The organism is Nonomuraea maritima, assembly GCF_900100395.1.
GTDB lineage: Bacteria > Actinomycetota > Actinomycetes > Streptosporangiales > Streptosporangiaceae > Nonomuraea > Nonomuraea maritima.
Genome location: NZ_FNFB01000012.1, coordinates 110,985 through 133,477 on the forward strand (window position 1 = coordinate 110,985; position 22,493 = coordinate 133,477).

A 22,493-nucleotide genomic window follows, 5' to 3' on the forward strand; every position below is an offset into this window, starting at 1 on the left:
ACCGGCTAGTCGTCGGCAGTCATCAGTGGACGCGCCGCCACGGACGCGAACTCCGGCCGCAGCGGCGGCACCATGTGCACCCGGGCGGAGCCGATGTCGAAGAACAGCCCGACGAGCTCCAGCGTCCCGGCGTTGACCTGCTCCTCCACCTTCCGGTACGTCAGCAGGTTCTCCAGCTGCTGCTGGACGTTGACCCGGCACAGCACGTCGAGCGCCCCGCTGTGCAGGCGGTCGCCCTCGGTCTCGATGAACCTGGCCAGGCTGTGGTCGCCGTGCCGCAGCCACCTGCGCAGCCCCGGCAGGCTGCCGGCCTGCACACCGCCGCTCAGCACGCCCGCCATCGCCCCGCACCCCGAGTGCCCGCACACCGTGATCGTCCTGACGCTCAGCACCTGCGTCGCGTACTCGATCGCCGCCACGACGGAGTCGTCGTGCGGCTCAGTGCCCCGACGAGGGACGAGGTTGCCGATGTTGCGCACCGTGAACAGGTCGCCGGGGCCGCTCGACGTGATGAGGCTGGGCATGATCCGCGAGTCGGCGCACGTGATGAACAGGTGCGTCGGCTGCTGCTTCCTGGCCAGCTCCGTGAAGATCGGCCGCACCAGCGGCGCCGTACGGCTGTGGTACTCGCGGGCGCCGGCCGTGAGCAGGCACTCCGCCGTCTCGTCGTCGGACGGCAGCGGGCGCGGCGGCTCGGGCCTGCGCCGGTGCGCCCACGGCAGCCACCAGCGGTCGGGCGCCCTCGGCGGCGACTTGACGGGCGACGTACGCCCCCCGCTGGCCGCCAGCGCGTACCACTCGTCGTGCAGCTCGTCGATGTGCACGGTGCCGCCCATGCGCTCGTGGTCGAGCCGCCAGGAGTGGATGGCCTCGAAGGCGCCGTTGTCCATGAAGTCGATGTTCAGGTCGAGGTCGACGGTCGTGCCATCGGGGATCGCCCGCAGCTCGTGCGTCAGCCGGGGAACGCCCAGGAACGTCAGCGAGCCCGAGATCGTCACGTGCAGCCGGCCGTCGCGGTCGGCGTGCTTCAGCACCGTCACCCGGGTCAGGCGGCGCAGCGCCAGCAGCGCGGCCAGCGCCAGCCCCGCGAGGACGCCCTCGGCCAGCCCGAGCACGATCACGGCGGCCATGGTCGCCACGTACACCGGCACCTCGCCGTGGCCGTGCACCTTCTTGACGTGGCCCAGGTTGACCATCTGCACGCCGATGAACACCAGCAGCGCCGCGAGCGCCTCCAGCGGGATCAGCTTGATCGACCAGCCGAACCCGAGCGCGAACACCAGCACCCACACCCCGTGCAGGATGGACGACACGCGCGTACGCGCCCCCGCCTTGACGTTCGTCGTGCTGCGCACGATCACTCCGGCGACCGGCAGGCCGCCGAGCGCGCCGGTGACCATGTTGGCGACGCCCTGACCGGTCAGTTCCTGGTCGAGGTCGCAGCGGCGGCCGCCGTGCATGCCGTCGACCGCCACGCAGCACAGCAGCGACTCGCATCCGGCCAGCAGCGCCACCAGCAGCACCGAGGACACCACCATGTGCCAGTCGCCCTGCGGCAGCACAGGGAACGCCCACTCGGTGACGCTCTCGGACAGGTCGACGCGGGTGACGTCCCAGCCGAACGCCCACGCGACGATCGCCGCGACGAGCAGCGCCGCGAGCGGCGCGGGGACCGATCTGACCCGCTGCGGCAGCCGTGTCCACAGGGCGAGCACCGCGATCGTGAGCACGCCGACCGCGACCTTGTGGCCGTGCAGGTCGGCGATCTGCCCGGGCAGTTCGACCAGGTTGGCGATGGCGGAGTGCTGGGAGCTGCCGCCGAGCACGATGTGCAGCTGCGACAGCGCGATGATGATGCCGACCGCCGCCAGCATGCCGTGGATGACGGCGGGCGACACCGCGAGCGCCGCCCTCGCCGCCTTGAGCACTCCCAGGAGCAGCTGTACGACACCGGCCAGCAGGGTGATCATGCAGGTGGCCCGCCAGCCGTAGGTGTGGACGAGGTCCACCACGACCAGGGAGAGTCCGGCGGCGGGCCCGCTCACCTGCACCGCGGACCCGCCCAGTGCGCCTCCCACGATGCCGCCCACCACGGCGGCGATCAGTCCGGCCACCAGCGGGGCTCCGGATGCCATCGCGATGCCCAAGGAGAGGGGCACCGCGACGAGGAAGACCACGAGGGAGGCCGGCAAGTCGTGGCGGAGGGTGTTGAGTCGGCTACTCTTCGTGTCGCTGGACATGGAGCAAACCTATTGCTCCATCGCCTCTCGCTGAGGGGCGAGTAGCGCTGGTTTTACCGATTAATGGGCGCTAAAGATCATCTGTAATAGTCGTGCGGATAGTCCTGCTCCGGGGCGCGACGACGCCTGCTGCGCTCGTTGCCCGGGGTGTCCTGCTGAGGGTCGTACGCGGGCCAGTTGCCCGAGGTGTCGCTCGCGGGCGGGGCGGGCCAGGCGGCGCCGCCGCCCGGGGTCGTGGTCACATCACCGGTCTCGTACGCGCCCGCCGTGAACGGCGACTGCGGCGGCGTCGGGGCCGACAGCACGTCGTCGTAGGCGGACACCGCCCGGTTCGGCGCCGTCGGGGTGCCGGTGGCGGGCGAGGGGCCTGTGGTGGGTTCCGCGTCGTCGGCCACCGCCCATCCGGCGCTCACCTCGTACGAGGAGCGGGTGGTGGGCTGCTCGAACGCGGGCCACGAGCTGGGCTGGGTGTAGGCGGGGGCGGGGGCCGCGGGAGCCGCCGGGGCGTCGTCGAAGATGTCGGGCGAGGCGGGCCAGGAGCCCGACGTGGTCGCCGCCGGAGTCGGGGAGTAGGCCGCCGTCGTGTCGAGGGCGTCGGTGCCCCCGTAGGCGGGGAAGGGGTCGCTCGTCGGGGCGCCGTGGATGGGCGCGCCGGCCATCGGGAAGTTGCCGCTCGTGGTGGGGCCGGTCGCGGGGAAGGCGCCGGAGGTGGGCGTGGCCGGGAACGGTCCGCTGCCCGGCGCGGCGGGGGTTCCGGTGCCGGAGCCGTACGAGCCACTGCCCGCGGGGAAGGATCCGCTGGTCGTCGCGGCCGCGGGCCGCGGCGCGGGGGCGGGCTCGGGACGGGTGGGGGCGGGCACCGGATGGGCGCCGGCGCCGAGGATGGTCATCACGTCGGGGGTCGGCGCCGCGAACGTCACGGTGCGCTGCTCGGCGAGCTCGGCCTGCGAGGGAACAGGGCGGGGTGAGGGGTCGACCAGGTCGGCGAGGCCGGCCGGGGCGGGCGCGGGCTGACGCTGGGGGAGGGGCCCCTGCACGGTGGTGGCGTCGGGATCGACGGAGGCGGCCGCGGGTCGCGGCGCGGACCGGCGAGCGGACCTGCGGGCCGGGCGCTCGGGCAGCGGCTCGGCGGAGCGCGGGCGCTCCAGCGGCTCGGCGGCGGGGCGCTCGACGGGGGACGGGGTCGGAGCCGGAGATGGAGCCGGGGTGGGGGACGGGGACGGGGCGGCCTTCCTGGCCGCCACGGTGCCACCCGCGCCGAAACCGCCTTCCTCGGCGTCGCTACGGATGTTGGCCCAGAACTCCTCGTCGTCGGAGTCGGTGGTGGGGTTGCCCCACTCGTCGACGCCGCGCCTGCCGCGCTGGCCGGTGCGGACCGGCTTGGGCTTCGGCTCGTCGATCGGGCTGAAGTCAGGACTGAAATTGGCCATTCGCGGCTCGTGCGCCGCGAACTGGTCGGTTGAGCGCGTCTGGGTCATCTCCTCTTTCTCGGCCATCTCTTTCAGCCGTTCCGGAGGAAGTGAACTCTCCCTGCGACTCATCGAACGCATGCCCAGTGCCACGACGACGAGCACGAGGAGCACGACAGCGACCAAGCTCACTACGACCGCGATCATTGCACCACCCTCAAAGCCATGGCCTCCCTCTGGCACCGATGAGGTCGCGCGGCCATCGACGCGACCTTCCCCCTTTGATCACCAGTGCCTAACGATTGGATCTGATTGTGTCGGACCACTAAGAGAGTTGTCACACCCTAAGTGAAGAATTGGTAGAGCTGTACTACCTGTCGTATTCGTCCAGTCACTCGATGTTCACCGCCGTGAGCCGACCTCGGGCGATGGTCAGATGCGCGATCTCCTTGAGGATCTCGGAGAGCTCCGCGTCCGGGCCCAGATCGACCTTGCCGCTCAGCGTGTAGACGGAGAACCGATAGTTGCCCTGGTCCTCGCAGGGGGCGTCGTAGCCCGTCCTGCCACTGGTCACCTTGGCCTGGCGCGACCCCTCGGGAGGATCGGCGGCGGCGTCGGGGCCGAGCTCGGTCGTGGTGGCCGGGATGTCGTACAGCACCCAGTGCACCGCCGACTCGGACGTCGCGTGGCTGTCGACCACGATGGCGATCGACTTGGCCTGCGGCAGCGGACGGCTCGACCAGCGCAGCGGCGGGCTGCCCTGGTTGCCGTGACAGGAGTATTCGCGCGGCAGCGGCTTGCCGTCGCGCAGCTCCGGGCTCGAGACGTTGACCTGCGCGATGTCCTTGGCCTGCGACCTGCCGACGAAGCCGAGGCTGCCACAACCTGCCGACGCCAACACCGCGGTCACCGCCGTCACACTGACAGCGATCCGTCGCAGGCGTGATGCCGTGTTACACAGCCCCATGCCCGACGATGCTACGCGCGTCTCGGCGATGCGCAGACCGTTTCCCGATGGTCCGTGCTCGGTAAAGGATCCGAAACCAGGCATAATGAGGGCATCCGCGTAGTGACGTTGGCCACAGCGGAGCGACCCGAGTGCGCAGCGTATCCGGATCGCGGCGCAATGTGCCGCCGCACCCTCCTGACGTCCCGTCGTGGCTCGCGACGTGGCGCGACGCCGCCGAGAAACGGGCGCGGGTTTCGGACGCGGGCCGGTGACGGAAACCCCGGCAGCGCCGAACGGATCTTTTCTCCGTGGTGTCCGATAAACCGATGGTTCGCGGCCTAAGCTGGACATTGTGACGACAACAGGCCCGCTGCGTGATCCGGTGAACCGCGTCTCGCGCAAGGCCGTCGGTCTGTGGCTGCTGGAGTCCTTGGTCGCGTTCGTCCTGTTTCTCGTCGCCTCGCTCGTCGTGGCACGGTGGGTGGGGGGCAGCGGGTGGTCGTGGGTGCCCGGGTGGTTCGCGGACGCGCCCTGGTCGTTGCCGGTCGCCACCGTGGTGCTGACGCTCCCGTTCCTCCTGACCGAGCCGTTCGTCCGGTACGCCGTGCACCGCTGGGAGCTCTCAGGGGACGTCGTGTACGCCAGGTCGGGTTACCTGACCAGGGAATGGGTGTTCGTGCCCGTGAGCCGCATCCAGACGGTCGACAAGGGGCAGGGGTGGTTCGAGCGGCTGCTCGGACTGGCCACGCTGGAGATCCGCACCGCCTCGCACGCGGGGTCGTCCACGATCAAGGGCCTCGACTTCCGGGTCGCCGCCGGGCTGGCCGAGCAGCTGGCGCGCCGGGCGGAAGAACTCAGGGACGACGCGACATGACCGACCCCGGCCAGGGGCCCGCGGAGCCCACACCCCCCTCCTGGGTCCCGCCCGACGGCGACCCTCGACCCGGACCACCGCCCGTCCCAAGGCCCGGCGGTGACCCTCAACCTGTCCCAGGACCCCCGCCCCCTCCCGGTCAGCCGCCCTTTCGGGCGCCGCGGCGCTTCAGCCCGAAAGTGCTGCTCATCGACCCCGTACGGATGCTGCCCTCCCTGCTCGTCCCCCTGATCGGCGTCCTGTTCGTGGGCGGCTTCTCGCCCAGGTCGTACGCGTGGGCCGCCGCCGGCGTCGTCGGCACGGTGCTGGTCGCGGTGATCCGCTGGGCCACCTTCACGTACGAGATCGTCGGCGACCGCCTCGAAACGAAACGGTCGCTGATCAGCCGTTCCATCCGGACCATCCCCTTGGAGCGCATCCGCGGCGTCGACATCTCCACACCCCCGATGCACCGCCTGCTGGGCCTCGCCGTCATGAAGATCGACACGGGGGCGAGCGGCGGGAAGGAGGAGGCCAAGTTCGACGGCGTCACGCTCGCAGAGGCCGAACGGCTCAAGCCGATCCTCCTGCGCCGCGCGGGACGCCAGGAAGTCCCCGAGGCGGCGGCCGCACCGGCCGAAGCGCAGGAGCAGTCGATCATCGCCGTCCCCCGCAGGTGGCTGCTGTACGGGCCGCTGTCCGGCGCGTACCTGCTCACCCCGTTCGCCTTCGCGGGCGGCGCGGTGGGCCTGGCGTTCCAGTGGGGCGGCGATCTCGGCCTCGGCCAGGACGCCGCCCTGAGCGCGGGGGAGTGGCTCTGGGGTCACCCGTACCTGCTGCTGGCCGCCGCGCTGCTGCTCGTGCTCGCGATGCCGGTCACGGGCGGCCTCATGTACGCCGTCTTCAACTGGAACTTCCAGCTCAAGCGCCGCGACGGCTACCTCGTCGCGGAGCGCGGCCTGATCAACCGGCGCAGCGTCTCACTGGAGTCCCGGCGCGTACGCGGGTACGACATCGTGGACGGCCTCGCCGAACGCTGGGCCGGGGTCGTCCGCGTCTGGGCCATCGTCACCGGGCTCGGTGACTCGGAGACGCGCGGTCAGCTCCTGCCCGACGTGCCGCGCGCCGTGGCGTACCAGGTGACCGCCGACGCCATCGGACCCTTCCGCGCCGACCTGCGTCCCCACCCTCGGGTGGCGCGCAAGCGCCGCCTGTTCCGGGCGATCTTCCCGTGGCTGATGACGGCTCTCGTCGCTCTGGCGGGCGCGTGGGTGAGCGGCCTGACGCTGTGGTGGGTCCTGCTGGTGCTGGCGCTGGTGCTGGCCGCGCTGGGCATCCCTCTTGGTCTCGACCGGTACGCGTCCCTCGGACACGGCTACGACGGCGCCCGCCTGTCGATGCGCTCCGGTTCGCTGCGGCGCACCCAGGCCGTCTTCGAGCGCCGGGCCGTGGTGGGGTGGCGGATGCGGCAGACCTGGTTCCAGCGGCGGGCCGGGGTGCTGACGCTCATCGCCGGCGTCGGCGCGGGCACGGGCGGCTACGCGGCCGTCGACGTCTCGAAGGCCCAGGCCGCGGCCTTCCCGGCGGAGGTCACCCCGGAATGGCTGTCCCCCTTCGCGGACGAACCCCCCAAGTCGTGACCGCGTGCGGGCATGACCCCGTCACCTCGGAACCACGTCGTGGCAAGAACCCGAGCCGGCACGTCACGTGGGCGCGTGGAGGGGGGTTGCCCTCGCGTCATGCGGGCTCCGGTGGTGGAGGGGGCCTCCTGATCAGTCCTGGCGGCGGGCGCCGAACATGATCTCGTCCCACGTCGGGACGGAGGCGCGGCGGCCACGCGATCCCTTGCGCGGCTGGCGGGCGGCAGGAGCGGGCGGGGGCGAGGGCACCGGTACCGGCTTGTCGTCCTTGCCTTCGTCCTTGCTCGCGCGCGCCGCCGGAACCTGCGGGGCCGGCTTCGGCTTGGGCGCCGGAGGCTTGCTCGGCGGCACCTCCTGCTCGTCCTCGGCCGCCGCCTCGAGCTTCGCGCCCTTTCCGTCGGGTACGGCCTCAGCCGCCTCCTTGACCTCGGCCGGTACGGCCTCGGCGGCGGCGGCGTCCTTGGCGCTGTCCTTGGCGCTGTCCGGTACGGCGTCGGTCGCCGCTTCCTTCCCGGCGGGGACGTCGCCGGTGCCGCCGTCCCCAGCGGCTTGCGCGGTTGCCTGTACCGGGGCCTGCTCGGACTTGGTGGTCTCCGCCTTCGCGGCCGGGGTGCCTGCGGTGTCCGCCGCGTTCGAGGCGTCCGAGGCGGTGGCCTCGGCCGTGAGCGTCGCGGGCACGCCGGTTTCCGGTCTCGTACTGGTGTCCACCGTCGGTGTACCTTCCGCCGTGGCGGGCGTCGTGGCGGCGCCCGGCCGATCCGTGGAGCTGCCCTCCTGAGCAGCCGCTTCCGGGGCGGGGGGATTCGTGGTGGCTTCCGTGGCCGCCGTCTCGGCGGCCGAAGCCGTGGCACTCTCGGCCGACGGCCGCACACCGTCCGCGGCGGACGCCTCCGCAGCGGACGTTTCCGAGGTGGATGCCTCAGCGGACGCCTCCGTGGCGGCGGGGACCGCCTGAGCAGCGTCGCCGTCGGCGACGGCCTCGGGAGCAGAGGAGGCAGGCGCACTGACCGAAGCGCCGGCCTCCGGGGCGGCGGCTTCCGAGGTGCCAACCGAAGCCGCGGCTGGGGCGGCCGGCGCGTTGGCGAGCTCAGCCGCGGCCGGAGCGGCGGGCTCAGCGGCGGCCGCCGGGGTGGTGGGCTCAGTGGTGGTCGGGGTGGTGGGCTCGGCGGCGGCCGGGGTGGCAGACGGCGTGGCGGCCGAGGTGGCGGGCGCCGAAACCGCGTTCGCCGCCGGCACGCCCTCGGTGGCGGGGGCCGCGACTGCCGGGCTCTCCGGCTGCGCGTCGGTCGCCACTGCCGAACCGGCCGCAGCGGTGCCGGTCTCGGGGGACGCCTCCGACTGAGCCGCCTTCTCCCCGGTACCCGTGGGTGCGTCGGCCTGGGTTGCCGGGCTCTGCACAACCGGCTCGGCCTGAGCGGCAGGGGTCTGTGCGACCGCCTCGCTCCGAGCCGCCGGCTGCGCGGGCTCGGTAGTGGTCTGCGGGGTCGCTGACGTCTGGCCCTCCGCAGCGGCCGACGGCTGAGCCGTACTGGTCGCGGGCGCCTGACTCTCCGCAACGGCGGACGACTGCGTCTCCGCAGCGGGGGACTGGGCCACAGTGGCCGGGGCTGCAGCGGCCGGAGTTGCAGCGGCCGGGGCCTCGGGAGTCGTCGCGGCCGCAGCACTCAGGGGCTGGGCGGATGCTTCCACGGAAGCGGGCTGCGCCTGAGCGGGCTGCGCCTGAGCGGGCTGCGGCTGGGCCGACTGCGGCTGAGCAGCAGGCTGGGGCTGGGATGGGTCGTGGGTGGGCGGGTTCGCGGCGGGGGCGGACGGGCGTGTGGCCGGGGCGTAGATGGAGTCGTCCTCGCGGTCGGCGGAGCGTCCCGAGCCGAAGTCGGGCAGCCACGGCGAAGACCCGCCGCGGCGGGACGCGGAGTCGCCGGGGCGGGTGTAGCCGTTGTCGCGAGCCGGAGGTTCAGAGGTGAAGGGCTCCCGGTGACCGCCTTCGGCCCCGGCGCCCGACCGGAACGCCGACTCCCGGCCAGGCTCCTGCTGATCCGGCTGCTGGTCGTACGGCAAGGCGGGCTCGTGCCGGCGGTCGGCGTGCTGCCCGGTCTCTCGGCCGGGCTCGGACTGGAACGCCGTCTCCTGGCCGGAACCGGGCCGGAACGCCGTCTCACGACCAGGTTCAGGCCGGAACACCGGCTCGCGGCCGGGTTCGGGGCGGTACGTCGGCTCACGGCCGGATTCGGGCTGGAAGGTCGACTCGCGGCCGGGTTCGGGGCGGTACGCCGACTCTCGGCCGGGTTCCGGCCGGAACGCGGTCTCGCGGCTGGTCTCACGGTCGGGGTCGCGGCGGCGGTCGCGGTCGAACGGGGTGTCGCGGGGCGCGGGTGACGGGGTGTAGCCGACGGCCGGCTCCTCCGGCTCGCGACGTACCACCGAGGGGAACTGCACGGCCTCGGAGGCGAGCGGCGGCACCGGCTGCAGCTTGGCCACGCGCGGCGCGAAGGGCGTGACCGTGGTGTCCTCGACGGTGGTCGGCTCGGGGCTGAAGTCGGCGGACGACAGGCGCAGCGCCTCGTCGTCGTGCGGCGTCACGTGGCGCTTGCGCGGGTCGAACAGCCACTCGGCGTGACGGGTGTGCCCGTTCCAGACGTAGCCGAGCTTGACCCGCCACAGGCCGTCGTCGCGCTTGGCGGAGTCCCAGTCGATCTCGTCGGTGGGCACGCCGCGCCGGGTGAGCCGGTCGGCCACGAGCTCGCCGAGGGTCGGACCGGGCGCGGACTCGCCTGGCATCCGTACGGACACGCGTTGCGCCTGCTGGGCGACGTACTCGCGCTCTTGCAGCACGGGCCCCTCGAACCAGCGGACTCGCTCGACCGGGATCCCGGCGGTCGCGGCGATCTCCTCCGCCGTCTCACCGGCGCGGATGCGGGCCTGGATCTCCTTGGGGCGCAACGGACTCTCCACTTCGATCTCGTACTGGCCGAGACGGGAGAAGTTGCCGCGGACGGCAGCACGGAGCCGGTCGTCCACGGGAAGTGTGAAGCGCGTTCCGCGCCCGGCCGTAGCCAGGACGAGGTAGGTGCCGTCCTCACTCACCGCGACGAGTCGGAGCTCCTGCATGCGAGTCCCTTCGTCAGCGTCGCCATTCTTCCCCCGGACCTTTGAGTCTCTCGCGTGTGCCGGTTGCCTGCCAGCACCGTACCCGGCATGTCCGAACATCGCCTTCCTGGGATAGCCCCGGGGCGATGTGACGCCGGTCACATTTGTCGGATCCATCCCCTTCAGAACCCGCCGTCGCGCACGTGGAGGGTAGGCGCCCCTGTCGGATTCTGACGAATCACGCCGCCCGCCGCCGTGCACTTCAGAGAAGTGGCGAGCGCGGAAGACCCGGAAGCCGGATGGAGCTCCAGAAGTTGGGCGGCGGCTCCGGCGAGTTCGGGGGTGTACGGGGAGAATGTCCGCCCACCTGGGGTGATCCGGCAGCCTTCGGAGCGCGCGGACTCGGCGACGAACACTCCCGAGCGCGCCAGCCGGCGCGTGGCGGTGCGGAGCGCGGCGGAACGGTCGCCGTCGACGGACAGCGTGGCGACGGACGGGCCGCGGGAGTGGCGGTGGATCCAGTCGAGCCCGGCGAGCAGGTCCGACAGCGTGCCTGAGCCGTCGCAGCCGAGCACGCGCACGGACCCGATCCTGGCGGCAGGCGCCGCGTCGTGGACGCGTCCGGCCACCTGGGTGCCGTGGCCGTCGCAGTCGCGTCCGGTGCCGCCGGTGGCGTCGAACGCGTGCCAGGCCCGGTCGCCGAACTCGGCGCGGGCGGAGTCGAGGCCGCTGTCGACGACGTACACCGTGGTGCCCGTTCCCGGCGCCTGTGCGGCGGACGGGGTCTGCGGCCTGCCGGCCGGCGCGGCGCGGATCTCCCCGTCGGGCTCGACGGCGCGCACGCGGGGGTCGGCCCGCAGGTCGGCCAGCTCGCGGGGGGTGAGGAAGGTGGCGAAGCCCGGCAGCGCGGCCGTGTAGTAGCGCCGTACCCTCCAGCGGAGCTCGCCGACGAGGGCGCGGGCGGCGGGCCGGCCGCGGGCCAGGACCACGTACGGACGGGTGGGCTCGGACGGGGCGGGCCGAAGGGCGAGTCCGGAGGCGGGCGACATGGCGAGAGGGACGGCCGTCGTCGCGGCCGTGGCCATGGCCGCGGCGAAGTACAGGGAGGGTAGGCCGAGTCGTCGGGGCACGAGGTGCAAGGGTGCCGGTCGGGAGCGTCGCGCGAACCCGAGGACACGCCCTCGGGCCTATTCGCGAGGCCACTCTTTACCGAACGCAGGGTGTGAGGCGGTCATCGGCCCAGCACCGCGTCGAGGTAGGCGTTGCCGAACAGGCGGCCGGGGTCGAGACGGTCGCGCAGGGCGAGGAAGTCGGCGAAGCGGGGATAGACGCCGGCCAGGTACGCGGCGTCGCGCGTGTGCAGCTTGCCCCAGTGGGGGCGGCCGTCCAGCCGGGTCATGATCTCTTCGACGCCCGCGAAGTACGCGGGGTGCGGCGTCGGCCGGTAGACGTGACAGGCGATGTACGCCGATGGGCGTCCGTAGGCGGTGGACAGCCAGGCGTCGCTGGGTGGCGTCACCCGCACCTCCACCGGGAAGCTGATCTTCCAGTCCATCCGGTCGACCAGGTCGCGGGTCTCGCGCAGGGCCTGGGCCAGCCGCTCGCGCGGCACCGCGTACTCCATCTCCAGGAAGCGCACGTCGCGGCGGGAGGTGAAGACCTTGTGGGACGCGTCCACGCACGCGGAGTCGCTCAGCGTGGCGGCGGCGACGGCGTTGATGCGGGGGATCATGGCGGGCACGCGGGCGCCGAGCGCGCAGGTGGCGCCGAGGGCGATGTTCTCCAGCAGTACGGTGTCGCGCCAGCTCGCGAACGCCCCTGGCGGGCGCGCCGGGCCGGGGTGCCGGTCGTTGGTCTTGACCAGGCAGGCGTCGGTGTGCGGCAGCCAGAAGAAGTCGAGGTGCTCGTGGGTGGAGGTCAGCTCGTCGAGGGAGCCGAGGATCTCGCCGATCGCCATCGTGCGGCGCCGGTGGTGCAGCAGGAACGCGGGTTCCACGCGGAACGTCACGGCGGTCAGGACGCCCAGCGCGCCCAGGCCCACCCGGACGGCGTCGAACAGTTCGTCGCCAGGCGCGGCGGTGACCACCGAGCCGTCGGCGAGGACCAGCTCCACCTCGGTCACCTGGTCGGCGAGGCCGCCGCTGTCGCGTCCTGTGCCGTGGGTGCCGGTCTGGATCGCGCCGGCGACCGTCTGCTCGGTGATGTCGCCCATGTTGGTCAGGGCCTGGCCGCGCGCGGCGAGCAGGTCGTTCAGCACGCGTAAGCGGGTGCCGGCCAGGGCGGTGACGTGGTCGCCGCCGTGCGAGCGGACGCCCGTGAGCGCGTCGGGGCGGAGCATGATGCCGTCGGTGAGGGCCACCCCGGTGAAGGAGTGGCCCGCACCGACCATGCGGACCCGCCGCCCGGAGGCGGCGGCGTCGCGCACGGCGCGCACGACGTCGGCGACGGACGCCGGCGTGCGCACCTCGGAGGGAAGGCCCGACTGGTTGCGCGCCCAGTTGGTGAACGCCACGGGCACCTCCAGAAGATCGTTCGGTCAGAGCCGAACGATACTCACTGCTCCCAGCCCTGCGGGAGGGGGAAGGCGTCCCCGGGCTCCAGCTTCTCTTCCTTGATCACGTCGGAGACCGTCACGAGGTGGTAGCCCTTGTGCTGCAGTGTCTTGATGAGCGAGGGCATCCCGTCGACGGTCTGCTTGACCCAGTCGTGCATGAGGATGATGGCGTTCGGCTTGGCGACCGCCAGCGTCTGCTTCTGGATGGCCTCGACGTTCTTGGAGGCCCAGTCCTCGGAGCCGGCGGTCCAGAGGATCTGCGGCATGCCGAACTGCTCGGCGATCTCCGAGACCCGGACGTCGGTCATGCCGTACGGCGGGCGCAGCAGCTTCGGCTCGACGCCGGCCGCCTTCTTCACCGCGTCCTGGGTCTGCTGGATCTCGGCCTTGATCGTGGCTTCTGAGCTCTTGGTGAAGTCGGGGTGGCGGTAGCTGTGGTTACCGAGTTCGTGGCCCTCGGCGACCATGCGCTTGACGTACTGCGGGCGGCTCTTCGCGTACTGGCCCTCGAGGAAGAACGTCGCCTTGGCGTCGTACTTCTTGAGCGTGTCGAGCAGCGTGCCTGCGTACTGGCCGGGACCGTCGTCGAAGGTCAGGGCGATGCACTTGACCGCGCTGCAGTCGACCGGAGCCTTCTTGGGAGAGGTCTGCGCGAAGGCCGGCGCCGGTGCAATTGTTACGCAAACAGCCGCAATGGCGAGCAATGAACTGATTTGTCGGGACATAACTGTTGCTTCCGGTGTTGTGGGTGTTGCGTGGGATGTCCCGACGGTAGCGGATCAACCCTTCGCCGGCGTGGAAGCGTCAGGAAGTCTCAGCAAACTCGAACCTCCGACGCCCACGACCATCGCGAGGAGCGCCGCGCCCAGGGCGAAGCCGTACGCGTCCGACGCGCCGACCGTCTCCGTGAGCCGTCCGCCCGCCCACGCGCCGAGCGCCACGCCGAACCCGATCGCCGTCGAGATCCACGCCATGCCCTCGGTGAGCAGCGACGAGGGAACCAGTCGTTCGGTGATGGAGAAGCCGGTGATGAGCGTGGGGGAGATGGCGAAACCGGCGAGGAACAGCGCGACCGCCATGACCCGCAGGTCGCCGATGAAGGCGATCGGCGACAGCCCCACCGCGAACACGCCGAGCGCGCGGACGAACCGGCCGCGCAGCGACAGCCGCCAGTGCCGCGAGCCGAACCACAGCCCCGACACCATCGACCCACCCGCGAACGCCGCCAGCAGGAAGCCGGCGGCCGACTTCGCGCCCTCGTCCTCGGCGAAGGCCACGGTGATGAGGTCGACCGACCCGAACACCGCGCCGAGCGCCAGGTAGACGCCCGACAGCAGCGCGATGCCGGGGATGAGGATGGGGCTGCCGGAGTGCGTCCTGCTCTCCTGGACGGGCGGCTGCGTGCGCCGCTGCGCCGCGAGCGCCAGCGAGCCGATGAACATCGAGATCGTGGCCACGGCCAGCCCCGCGTACGGGTTGACGCCGGTGGCCAGCACCGTGACCAGCGCGGGGCCGGTGACGAAGATGACCTCGTCGATCACCGACTCGAACGCGAAGGCGGTGTGCAGCTTGGCCGAGCCGGCGTACAGGTGCGACCAGCGGGCGCGCACCATCGAGCCGATCGACAGCGAGGTGGCCCCGACCACGAGACCGGAGGCGTACAGCGTCCAGCCGGGCAGCCCGAGCCCGGCACAGAGCATGAGGGCGGCCATCGACAGCGCGTTGAGCACGGCGAACGGCGGGATCACGCGGCCCTGCCCGAAGCGGTCCACGAGCCTGCCGGAGAGCGGGGCGGCGATGGAGAAGGCGATGTTGGTGACGGCGGCGACCGCGCCCGCGGTGGCGTACGAACCGGTCAGCGTGGAGATGAGCAGGATGATCCCGATGCCCTGCATGGACATCGGCATCCGGCCGAAGAAACCGGCCAGGACGAATCCTTTGGTGCCGGGCCCGTCGAACAATCCCCGGTAAGGCCCGACCACCCAGGCTCCTCCTTACATCCGCGACCTAAACCATTGCGCACCGTATGTCCGTAAGGCAAGTGCTTTGATGGGGTCGTGCGTTAACGTGTCCCGAGTGTCCGGTCTTCCCGCGTTCCGTACGGTCATGCTGCTGGTCACCGCCGTACTCACGGTCACGACGGCGGCCGGAGGAGTGGTTCTGCTCCTGAGCGACGGCATGGTGAACACGGGCCGCGTCGACACGGCCCAGGAGAGCGTGCGCAGGCAGCCCCGCGCCCAGCAGACCGCCTCGTCCGGGCTGGACCGGATCACGCCCACCGCCCAGCCGGTGCAGGACTTCGGCCGGGGCGGCCCCGGCATCACCGTGACGCCGCCGCGCGTGCTCGCCGTCGCGCCGGGGACGCTGCCCAAGGAGACCAGGCTGCGGCTGGCGAAGCTGACCCACGTACAGAAGGTGATCGTGGTGGACGCGGGCGCGGTCAAGCTGTCGGGCACCGGGCTGAACCTGCTGGCCGTCGACCCGGCCGACTTCCGCTCGTGGACGCCGCAGCCGGTCGCCGACCAGCCCGCCGTGTGGAGCGCGCTGGCCAGGGGCGAGCTGGTCGCCGACTCGGCCTCGATGCGCAGGCTCGGGATGATGCTGGGCGCGATGTACCAGGTGGACAACGGCCCCAGGCTCCGCGTCGCGGCCTCCGCCCCGCTCGGGCTGCCCGGCGTGGACGGCCTGGTGAGCGCCGACTTCGGCAGGTCGCTCGGCTTCGCGCAGGGCGTGGCGGTGCTGCTGCACGGCAAACCAGGCACGATCAGCGAGGCCAGGGTGCGCAAGGCGCTCGGCGCGGGCGCCCAGGTCGTCACGGTGGGCGCCACGGGAGCCGCCGTCCCGAAACAGCAGCAGCCCCGGCAGGAGCGGCAGCCGCCTCAGGTCAACGTCGGCCGGCCCTCCAGCTACCTGGAGCTGTACAAGGCCAGCGCCACCCGCTGCCCCGGCCTGCCGTGGACGGTGCTCGCCGCGATCGGCCAGGTCGAGAGCTCGCACGGGCGCAACAACGGACCGTCGAGCGCTGGCGCGCTCGGGCCCATGCAGTTCATGCCCGCCACCTGGAAGCACTACGGCGTGGACGGCGACGGTGACGGCAAGAAGGACATCTGGAGCCCGTACGACGCCGTGCCCAGCGCCGCCAACTACCTGTGCGCCAACAAGGCGGGCGAGGGCGGGGAGCGGCTGCGGAAGGCGATCTGGTTCTACAACCACTCCTGGGACTACGTGAACAAGGTGCTCGCGATCGCCGACGCGTACGCGCGCGCCTACGCCTGACGCGCGCGCGTACGTGCGTTCATGACCGGGGACGGCGGCGCGGTGGCGGGCAGCACGTGAGCGCGCACGGCACCGGCTCCGGCTCGTCCATCAGCTCGCGCACCATCTGGACGAAGCGCGGGTGCGTGCCCGCGGTCGCCGCCCGCTCCAGCGGCAGGCCGAGCTCGGCGGCCACCGCCTTCGCCTCGGTGTCGAGGTCGTAGACGACCTCCATGTGATCGGAGACGAACCCGATCGGCACCAGCACGACGGCGGGCGCGTTGATCTTGCGGAGGTGGTCGCAGACGTCGGGCTCCAGCCACGGCACCTGCGGCGGGCCGCTGCGCGACTGCCACACGAGGTCCCACGGCTCGGTGCGGCCCAGCGCCTGGCTGACCAGCTCGGCGCTCCTGCGCAGCTGGGCCTCGTACAGGCCGCCGGACGGGCCCGCGGTCTCGGCCATGGAGACCGGGACGCTGTGCGCGGTGAACACCAGCCGGGCGTCGTCGCGGCCGAGCCGCTCCAGCGCCGCGCGGGTGTGGTCGGCCATCGCCGCGACGAACCCTGGGTGGTCGCCGTAGTGGCGCATCTTGACCAGCTCGGGACCGCCTTCGACGGAGATCCGCGCGATGTCCTCGTAGTACTGGCGGCAACTGGAGTAACCCGCGAACGCCGACGTGGCGAAGACCGCGGCCTTCTGGACGCCGTCGGCCCGCATCTGCCGCACGACGTCCTCGCCGAACGGGTGCCAGTTGCGGTTGCCCCAGTAGACGGGCACGCCGGCCACCGGGCGCAACGCCTCGACCAGGTCGCGGTTCTGCTGGTTGATCGGGCTGATCCCGCCGAAGCTCAGATAGTGCTCGGCCACTTCGAGCAGCCGTTCGCGCGGCACCCCCCGGCCGCGTACGACGTTCTCCAGGAACGGCATCACGTCGTCGGGGCCTTCTGGACCGCCGAACGAAAGGACCAGCAAGGCGTCGTAGTTTCCCACGCCACAACCCTAGGGGACGTGTCAGTGGTCACGGCCGCGCGGTAGGTTCGGTCGGGTGAGCGCATTCAACGACATACGTGACTATGTGGCCATTCCCAGGGTCCTCTCGCTGCGGCTCTCCCCGGACGGATCGCGGCTCGTCTCGACCGTCCAGTCCCTCAATCCCGACGGCAAGTCCTACGGCACCGCACTGTGGGCGATCCCCGTGGACGGCGAGCCGTACCGGCTGACGCGCTCGGCCAAGGGGGAGTCGTCGTCTGTGTTCACCGCTGCGGGTGACGTCCTGTTCACCTCCTCGCGTCCCGACCCCACGGTCAAGGACGGCGAGGAGGTGCCCTCCCTGTGGCTGCTGCCCCGCGCCGGCGGTGAGGCCCGCCAGGTGGCGACCAGGCCCGGCGGCATCGGCACGGTGCGCACCGCGGCCGACGTGGTCGTGTTCGTCTCCGACGTGTACGACGGCGAGGAGTCGGCCGAGGCCGACAAGCGCAAGGCCCGCAAGGACGCCGGGATCAGCGCCATCCTGCACGAGAGCTACCCGGTGCGGTACTGGGACCACGACCTCGGGCCCGGCAGGCCCCGGCTGTTCGCCGGCCGCCTCGGCGCCGACCGGCTGGAGGACGTGCGCGACCTGACGCCCGACGCGGGCGACGCGCTGCGCGAGGCCTCGTTCGAGCTGACGCCGGACGGCTCCACCGTGCTCGTCACGTGGCGCACCTTCCTGCCGAGGGGCGAGATGCGTACCGACCTGGTGGCCATCGACGTGGCCACCGGCGAGCGCCGCGTGCTGCTCGCCGAGGACCACTACGACTTCGGCGGCCCGCTCGCCGTCTCGCCCGACGGCACCAAGGTGGCCTGCGCCCGCGACCGCCACACCGGCTACGACGTGTCCGCGCGCAGCGAACTGTGGATCGCCGACCTCGACACCGGTGAGGGTTCCGAGTACGCGCACGACCTGTTCCCGTCGGAAGTCGCGTGGGCGCCCGACTCCGCGTCCCTCTACCTGGTCGCCGACCACCAGGGCCGCCGCCCCGTCTTCCACGTCCCGCTGGACGGCGAGGTGCGCAGGCTCACCGGCGACCACGCCGCCTACCAGGCCCTCGGCGTGTCGCCCGACGGCGGCTTCGTCTACGCCCTGCGCAGCGCCGTCGACCTCGCCCCCGGGCCGGCCCGCATCGCGGTCGCCGACGGCGAGATCGTCGACCTGCCCTCGCCCGCGCCGCGCCCCGAGGTGCCCGGCACGCTCACCGAGATCTCCGCCACCGCCGACGACGGAGCCACCGTCCGCGGCTGGCTGGTGCTGCCGGAAGGCGCCTCGGCGGCCGACCCGGCGCCGTTCCTGATGTTCATCCACGGCGGCCCGCTCGGCTCCTGGAACGACTGGACGTGGCGCTGGCAGGCCTGGATCATGGCCCAGCAGGGGTACGCCGTCCTGCTGCCCGACCCGTGCATGTCGACCGGCTACGGCCAGGAGATGATCGACCGCGGCTGGGGCAACTGGGGCCCGCGCACCCAGGCCGACCTCGACGCGCTCGTCGACGTGGCCCTGGCCCGCGACGACGTCGACAGCGAGCGCATCGCCGCCCTCGGCGGCTCGTACGGCGGCTACATGGCCAACTGGCTGGCCGGTCACACCGACCGCTACAAGTGCATCGTCACCCACGCGTCGCTGTGGCACCTCGACCAGTTCTCCGGCACCACCGACATGTCCATGTACTGGCAGCGCGAGTTCGGCGCTCCCGGCAACGAGCGGTACAAGGCGCTCTCGCCGCACGAGTCGCTGGAGGCGATCACCACCCCGCTGCTCGTCATCCACGGCGACAAGGACTACCGCGTGCCGATCGGCGAGGGCCTGCGCCTGTGGTGGGACCTGCAGCGCGTCGGGGCCGAGGCCAAGTTCCTCTACTTCCCCGACGAGAACCACTGGATCCTCAAGCCGGGCAACATCATCGCCTGGTACGAGACCGTCCTCGCCTTCCTCGCGCAGCACGTGCTCGGCCAGGAGTGGAAGCGTCCGGACTCGGTGGCGTGATGACCGACTACCTGAGCCTGGCCGAGGACATCGCCCGCGAGGCGGGGGAGATGCTGCTCGCCAAGCGGCCCACGATGTCCCGGCAGGTCGAGACCAAGTCCAGCCCCACCGACGTGGTGACCGCGCTCGACACGGCCTCGGAGCAGCTCATCCGCGAACGCGTGCGGGCCGCCCGTCCCGGCGACCGGTTCCTCGGCGAGGAAGGGGGTGAGGCGCCGGGCGAGTCGGAGGTCCGCTGGATCGTCGACCCGATCGACGGCACCGTCAACTTCCTGTACGGGCTGCCCGACTGGGCGGTGTCGATCGCCGTCGAGGTGAAGGGCGAGGTCGTCGCCGGAGTGGTCAACGTGCCGGCCCGCGGTGAGGTCTACACCGCGGCGCTCGGCCGGGGCGCCTGGCTCGGCGGCGGGCGGCTGCGCTGCAACACCGGGGTGCCGCTCGCCCAGGCGCTGGTCGCGACCGGGTTCGGGTATTTCGCGGGCAGGCGTGAGGTGCAGGGCGAGGTGGTGGCCAAGGTGCTGCCTCGCGTGCGCGACATCAGGCGCGGCGGCTCGTGCGCCGTCGACCTGTGCTCACTGGCCGCCGGACGGGTGGACGCGTACTACGAGCGCGGCATCAACCCGTGGGACTACGCCGCCGCCGGGCTGATCGCCGTCGAGGCGGGGGCCCGGCTCGGCGGGCTGCACGGCAGGCCGGTCGGCCCGTCGTACGCGCTGTGCGCGGCGCCCGGCCTGTTCGAGGAACTGCACGACCTGCTGGCTCCGCTCGACCCAGAGCGGGACGCCTGACAGCGGAACGGCCGGAGCCCTGGGGCTCCGGCCGTTTCTCGAGCGGCTAGCGGGGCAACGGGATGCCGTGGTCGTCGGCCAGCCGCCGGAGGTCCTCGATCTCGGCGGTGAGCGTGTCGGCGAGGTAGTCGTCGCCGGCGCTGCGGGCCTCGCGGAGGTCCCGGTAAGCCTGGTCGAGGCGATGTTCGATCGTGGTGGTGAACTCGCCCATCTCACCTACTCTCCTGGGGTCAGTACCGTGTGGGGGCGAAGTCGTCCCCTTGCCTGACGCTTTGCCGGACGCCGTCCGGTCATTGGGTGTCCCGCTGGCATACCCCGGGGCGTCGCCCCCCGAAACCTAGATTTTCGCGTGGTCTGCCTCACCGTCGCGTCGCTCTCCCGTGGGCATGCCTTACCGTGCGCTTATCAAGGCTGTGACCACAATGAGCCATCAGAATTGGAGAGAGGTGTTCCAGGCGTGCGCGTGCTGGTGGTAGAGGACGAGCGGGTGCTCGCCGACGCGATCGCGACGGGTCTGCGGCGCGAGGCCATGGCCGTCGACGTGGCGTACGACGGCGGTGGCGCCCTTGAGCGGACCTCGTACATCGACTACGACGTGATCGTGCTGGACCGCGACCTGCCCGTGGTGCACGGCGACGACGTGTGCCGGCAGCTGGTCGAGCAGCGGTCGGCGTCGCGCATCCTCATGCTGACGGCGTCCGGCGACGTGGACGACAAGGTGGAGGGGCTCGGCCTGGGGGCCGACGACTACCTCGCCAAGCCGTTCGTATTCATCGAGCTGGTCGCCCGGGTACGGGCGCTCGGCCGGCGGTCGGCGCCGGCGCTGCCGCCCGTACTGGAGCGGGCCGGCATCCGGCTCGACCCGGGCAAGCGGATCGTCGAGCGCGACGGCAAGGAGGTCGTGCTCACCAAGAAGGAGTTCGCCGTCCTGGAGGAGCTGATGCGGGCCGAGGGCGCCGTGGTCAGCCAGGAGGACCTCCTCGACAAGGCGTGGGACGAGAACATCGACCCGTTCACCAACGTGGTCCGGGTGACGATGATGACGCTGCGCAAGAAGCTGGGCGAGCCTCAGGTGATCGAGACCGTGCCCGGCGTGGGGTACAAGCTGTGAGCTCGTGTGGCGAGGCGGTCGCCGGGCGGTGTCACGCGTGGGCAGCGCCGGTTGAGGAGGCGTCGTGAGCGAGGGGCCGGACCGGCGGACCGAACCGACGCATCCGATGATCAGCCCGCACTCGGCACAGGCGACGACCCGCGTCCAGGGGGCGCCGCCGCCGAGCGGCCCGCCCGCCTGGGACGGCCCGCCACCGCCCACGCAGTCGCCGCAGCGTACGGCGCTGGAGCGGATGAAGGAGCTGCCGGGCAAGGTCAGCATCCGGTGGCGGCTGACGCTCACCTACAGCGCGCTGGTGTTCGCGGCCGCGGCGGTGCTGCTGTTCTCCGTCTACGCGATCATCGGCAGGGCGATCAGCGACGCGTGGCCGGCCCTCGACCTGGGGCTGCCGCCGCTGCAGGACGCCCAGCTGCAGTCCGAGTGGCGGAGCCTCGCGGGTGACGCGGTGCAGCAGGCCAGGGACGCCCTGTTCGGCAGCGCCTTCTACGCGCTGCTCGGCGTCGCGATCCTGGCGCTCATCATCGGCTATTTCGTGGCCGACCGGGCCATGCGGCCGGTGGCGCAGATGACGGCCACGGCCCGCAAGCTGTCGGAGAGCACGCTCGCCCACCAGCGCATCGCCCTCGAGGGGCCGAGCGACGAGCTGAAGGAGCTGGCCGACACGTTCGACGCGATGCTCACCCGGCTCAACGTCGCCTTCGACACCCAGCGCAGGTTCGTGGCCAATGCCTCCCATGAGCTGCGTACCCCGCTCACCATCAACCGGACGGTGCTGGAGATCGCGCTGTCCGACCCGGAGGCGTCGGAGGACCTCAAGGCGCTCGGACGGACGCTGCTCGAGGTCAACGCGCGCAACGAGAAGCTCATCGAGGGGCTGCTGCTGCTCGCCAGGAGCGAACGCGAGCTGGCCGTGCGCAAGCCGCTCGACGTCCGCGAGGTCGCCCAGACGGCCGTCGACCAGGTGACGCCGTTCGCCGAGGAACACGGGGTCACGCTGACCACCGAACTGGTAAGCGCGCCTACCGTGGGCGACCCCGTGCTGCTCGAGCGCTCGGTCAGCAATCTGCTCGAGAACGCCGTGAAGTACAACATCCCTGAAAACGGAAAAGTCTGGATCCGTACGGGAATGGTGGACGGCGCCTTGGTTGTTCAGGTGGCGAACACGGGACAGCACGTTCCGGCGTACGAGGTGAACAGCCTTTTCGAGCCGTTCAGGAGGCTCCACGCGGACCGCGTGGACTCGGCCAAGGGATCGGGTCTGGGGTTGTCCATCGTCCGTGCGGTGGTGCAGGCACACGGGGGAAACGTGACCGCCGTGCCGCGTGACGGCGGGGGACTGGTCGTCACCATGAGGCTGCCGAGCCGCTGACACGGATACCGCTGGTGTCTCGTCCGCGTGTTGATGTACGGGGGGCGTCTCGTTCTCGCCGCACATGTGGTTGGATGTGCCGTCGAACACGGTGGAGCATGACGCCAAGGCTGTGGGTTTCGCCATATTTGGCTAACCATTGCCGTCGGTGGCGCGCGCCGGCGTGTTGGGAGGTTCGTTGTCCGTTCCTGCGGGGTACCGATGGGAAATCTCCTGGG

The 22,493-nt window shown here is 71.8% G+C and carries 17 protein-coding genes; 7 read left to right on the forward strand and 10 right to left on the reverse strand.

What is annotated here, in order from left to right:
* Positions 1–5 precede the first annotated feature (5 nt).
* From BLR04_RS20555 to BLR04_RS20565, 3 genes are all read right to left on the reverse strand, one after another.
* Positions 6–2,240 (reverse strand): SulP family inorganic anion transporter, encoded by a 2,235-nt coding sequence (locus BLR04_RS20555; RefSeq protein WP_090767607.1) that lies wholly within the window; start codon positions 2,238–2,240, stop codon positions 6–8.
* 77 nt (positions 2,241–2,317) lie between these two features.
* The gene (locus tag BLR04_RS20560) at positions 2,318–3,856 is read right to left on the reverse strand and encodes a hypothetical protein (protein WP_090767610.1); all 1,539 of its coding nucleotides are present in this window, start codon (positions 3,854–3,856) and stop codon (positions 2,318–2,320) included.
* Positions 3,857–4,040: 184 nt separating this feature from the next.
* Positions 4,041–4,559: a YbhB/YbcL family Raf kinase inhibitor-like protein gene (locus BLR04_RS20565; RefSeq protein ID WP_245740370.1), complete on the reverse strand. Its 519-nt coding sequence runs from the start codon at positions 4,557–4,559 to the stop codon at positions 4,041–4,043.
* Positions 4,560–4,950: 391 nt separating this feature from the next.
* On the opposite strand from BLR04_RS20565, the gene BLR04_RS20570 reads away from it, so the two are divergent.
* Together BLR04_RS20570 and BLR04_RS20575 are read left to right on the forward strand one after the other, a co-directional pair.
* Positions 4,951–5,472: a PH domain-containing protein gene (locus tag BLR04_RS20570; RefSeq protein ID WP_245740371.1), complete on the forward strand. Its 522-nt coding sequence runs from the start codon at positions 4,951–4,953 to the stop codon at positions 5,470–5,472.
* Positions 5,473–5,651: 179 nt separating this feature from the next.
* On the forward strand, positions 5,652–7,091 hold the full coding sequence (locus tag BLR04_RS20575; RefSeq protein ID WP_090767616.1) for a PH domain-containing protein: 1,440 nt from the start codon (positions 5,652–5,654) through the stop codon (positions 7,089–7,091).
* Positions 7,092–7,223: 132 nt separating this feature from the next.
* Here the strand turns inward: BLR04_RS20575 and sepH are convergent, their stop codons facing one another.
* The 5 genes from sepH to BLR04_RS20600 form a co-directional block, all read right to left on the reverse strand.
* Complete coding sequence (sepH, locus tag BLR04_RS41865; RefSeq protein ID WP_245740372.1) at positions 7,224–10,199, reverse strand: septation protein SepH; 2,976 nt, start codon at positions 10,197–10,199, stop codon at positions 7,224–7,226.
* A gap of 161 nt (positions 10,200–10,360) precedes the next feature.
* Entirely contained in the window at positions 10,361–11,308 is a 948-nt protein-coding gene (locus tag BLR04_RS20585; protein ID WP_143022119.1) for a protease inhibitor I9 family protein, read from the reverse strand.
* Positions 11,309–11,409: 101 nt separating this feature from the next.
* The gene (locus tag BLR04_RS20590) at positions 11,410–12,690 is read right to left on the reverse strand and encodes a D-arabinono-1,4-lactone oxidase (RefSeq protein ID WP_090767799.1); all 1,281 of its coding nucleotides are present in this window, start codon (positions 12,688–12,690) and stop codon (positions 11,410–11,412) included.
* A gap of 41 nt (positions 12,691–12,731) precedes the next feature.
* Entirely contained in the window at positions 12,732–13,436 is a 705-nt protein-coding gene (locus BLR04_RS20595; protein WP_245740373.1) for a polysaccharide deacetylase family protein, read from the reverse strand.
* A gap of 75 nt (positions 13,437–13,511) precedes the next feature.
* A complete protein-coding gene (locus BLR04_RS20600; protein ID WP_090767625.1) occupies positions 13,512–14,714 on the reverse strand; it encodes an MFS transporter in 1,203 nt (400 codons plus the stop codon).
* 94 nt (positions 14,715–14,808) lie between these two features.
* On the opposite strand from BLR04_RS20600, the gene BLR04_RS20605 reads away from it, so the two are divergent.
* The gene (locus BLR04_RS20605) at positions 14,809–16,008 is read left to right on the forward strand and encodes a lytic transglycosylase domain-containing protein (protein ID WP_245740374.1); all 1,200 of its coding nucleotides are present in this window, start codon (positions 14,809–14,811) and stop codon (positions 16,006–16,008) included.
* Positions 16,009–16,027: 19 nt separating this feature from the next.
* On the opposite strand, the gene BLR04_RS20610 is transcribed toward BLR04_RS20605, so the two are convergent.
* Positions 16,028–16,978, reverse strand: a complete 951-nt coding sequence (locus BLR04_RS20610; RefSeq protein ID WP_090767628.1) for a ferrochelatase — start codon at positions 16,976–16,978, stop codon at positions 16,028–16,030.
* Positions 16,979–17,033: 55 nt separating this feature from the next.
* Between BLR04_RS20610 and BLR04_RS20615 the strand changes: the two genes are divergently transcribed.
* Together BLR04_RS20615 and BLR04_RS20620 are read left to right on the forward strand one after the other, a co-directional pair.
* On the forward strand, positions 17,034–19,007 hold the full coding sequence (locus BLR04_RS20615; RefSeq protein WP_245740375.1) for a S9 family peptidase: 1,974 nt from the start codon (positions 17,034–17,036) through the stop codon (positions 19,005–19,007).
* On the forward strand, positions 19,007–19,795 hold the full coding sequence (locus BLR04_RS20620; protein ID WP_090767634.1) for an inositol monophosphatase family protein: 789 nt from the start codon (positions 19,007–19,009) through the stop codon (positions 19,793–19,795). The genes BLR04_RS20615 and BLR04_RS20620 overlap by 1 nt, the downstream gene beginning before the upstream one ends.
* A gap of 46 nt (positions 19,796–19,841) precedes the next feature.
* Here the strand turns inward: BLR04_RS20620 and BLR04_RS40795 are convergent, their stop codons facing one another.
* Positions 19,842–20,006, reverse strand: coding sequence for a hypothetical protein (locus tag BLR04_RS40795; RefSeq protein WP_176903200.1), 165 nt, complete (start codon positions 20,004–20,006; stop codon positions 19,842–19,844).
* Positions 20,007–20,252: 246 nt separating this feature from the next.
* On the opposite strand from BLR04_RS40795, the gene BLR04_RS20625 reads away from it, so the two are divergent.
* Both BLR04_RS20625 and BLR04_RS20630 read left to right on the forward strand, forming a co-directional pair.
* Positions 20,253–20,906 carry a response regulator transcription factor gene (locus BLR04_RS20625; RefSeq protein WP_090767637.1) on the forward strand — a complete coding sequence of 218 codons (654 nt, stop codon included), beginning with the start codon at positions 20,253–20,255 and terminating at the stop codon, positions 20,904–20,906.
* Between the two features lie 106 nt (positions 20,907–21,012).
* Entirely contained in the window at positions 21,013–22,275 is a 1,263-nt protein-coding gene (locus BLR04_RS20630; RefSeq protein ID WP_090767804.1) for a sensor histidine kinase, read from the forward strand.
* Positions 22,276–22,493 lie beyond the last annotated feature (218 nt).

Bases quoted from the DNA above. Each gene is read 5' to 3' on its own strand.
- BLR04_RS20620 (WP_090767634.1), top strand. From the start codon at position 19,007: ATGACCGACTACCTGAGCCTGGCCGAGGACATCGCCCGCGAGGCGGGG.
- BLR04_RS20560 (WP_090767610.1), bottom strand. From the start codon at position 3,856: ATGATCGCGGTCGTAGTGAGCTTGGTCGCTGTCGTGCTCCTCGTGCTC.
- BLR04_RS20630 (WP_090767804.1), top strand. From the start codon at position 21,013: ATGATCAGCCCGCACTCGGCACAGGCGACGACCCGCGTCCAGGGGGCG.
- BLR04_RS20555 (WP_090767607.1), bottom strand. From the start codon at position 2,240: ATGTCCAGCGACACGAAGAGTAGCCGACTCAACACCCTCCGCCACGAC.
- BLR04_RS40795 (WP_176903200.1), bottom strand. From the start codon at position 20,006: ATGGGCGAGTTCACCACCACGATCGAACATCGCCTCGACCAGGCTTAC.
- sepH (WP_245740372.1), bottom strand. From the start codon at position 10,199: ATGCAGGAGCTCCGACTCGTCGCGGTGAGTGAGGACGGCACCTACCTC.